This is a genomic window from Paraburkholderia sp. BR10882 (genome assembly GCF_040948855.1).
Taxonomy (GTDB): domain Bacteria; phylum Pseudomonadota; class Gammaproteobacteria; order Burkholderiales; family Burkholderiaceae; genus Paraburkholderia; species Paraburkholderia nodosa_A.
In genome coordinates this window covers 1-1,286 of sequence record NZ_JBFPKP010000055.1, presented here as the reverse complement: position 1 = coordinate 1,286, position 1,286 = coordinate 1, and the positions used below count along the sequence as shown (strand labels likewise).

Here is a 1,286-nt window from a genome sequence, read left to right as displayed (position 1 = left end):
TGACGTTGCCCGCGAATTTCGTATCCGCTAACCGAGCGTTTATTATGCCGCTTGCTTTCGCTGGGCGGCGTGCCAGTTTTGTTCAAATTGCATCGGACTGACGTAGTTCAACGTCGAGTGCAGACGCCCATGATTGTAGAAGCTCATCCAGTCAAGCACCTCGTCCATCGCCTCGCGACGCGTCGCAAAGCGTTGACCGTGAATGCGGGCCTGCTTCAGCGATCCCCACAGGCTCTCCGTCGGTGCGTTGTCCCAACAATTTGCTCGGCGGCTCATCGAACTGCGCATGCCGTAACTCTTGAGCAGGTCCTGGAACTCGGCGCTGCAATACTGGCTCCCACGATCGCTATGCACGATCAGTCCGGCCTCCGGACGACGCCGGAACCACGCCATTCGCAACGCGTCAGAAACCAGCTCCGTGCGCATGTGCGGCTTGAGCGACCATCCCACGACCTGACGACTGAACAGGTCCAGGATGACCGTCAGGTACAGCCAGCCCTCGTCGGTCCAGAGATAGGTGATGTCCGTCGTCCAGACCTGATCGGGCTTCGCCGGCGAGAAGTCCCGTTGCAGCAGGTTCGGTGCGACCGGCAGATTGTGCTTGCTGTCCGTCGTGGCCTTGAACCGTCGCTTGGTGCGCGCCTTGATGCCATGCAGCTTCATCAGCCGCTGAATCCGGTCCTTGCTCACGCGAATGCCTTGCGCAAGCAGCTTTTTCCACACGCGCGGCCAGCCGTACTCGCTTTTGGATTCGGCATGGACGGCGCGAATGTGGACCAGCAACGCGTCGTTGCTGATGCGTCGGCGCGGCCGATCAGGATCAACGTCGCGGGCCTTACGGTTGTGATACCCGCTGGGACTGACGCCCAGCGCCTGGCAGGCCACGGAAACCGGCCATTGCCGGCTATGTCGTTCGATCCACGCGTACTTCACACCGACCCCTTCGCAAAGTACGCCGTCGCTTTTCCCAGGATATCGCGCTCCATCTTCACGCGGGCCAGTTCGGCGCGCAGCCGAGCAATTTCCATCTGCTCGGCTGACACCTGTTTGCCCGCCCCATTGAGCTTGCCCGCATCGTCGGCCTTGATCCACGCATTCAGCGTCTGCGTACTGATACCCAGAATCTTCGCCGTCGCCGCCTGGCTCTGGCCGTTACGCACCATGCGCACCGCTTCAATCTTGAATTCCAGCGTGTACCGCGCCCTCGGGTTACCCATTGCTAAATTCTCCTTTACTGAAGTTTTACACACTCTCAGTAACGGATACGTCTTTCGAGGGCAAGGTCA

General features: G+C 60.0%; 1 protein-coding gene. It reads right to left on the bottom strand.

The genetic code is table 11. The features are described from left to right. Positions 1 to 42: 42 nt before the first annotated feature. Positions 43 to 1,217 (bottom strand): IS3 family transposase gene (locus tag AB3X99_RS40845; RefSeq protein ID WP_368662063.1). Its coding sequence is split into 2 segments (ribosomal slippage): positions 43 to 968 and positions 968 to 1,217, totalling 1,176 coding nucleotides; the frame shifts between segments, so codons are not numbered across the junction. Positions 1,218 to 1,286 lie beyond the last annotated feature (69 nt).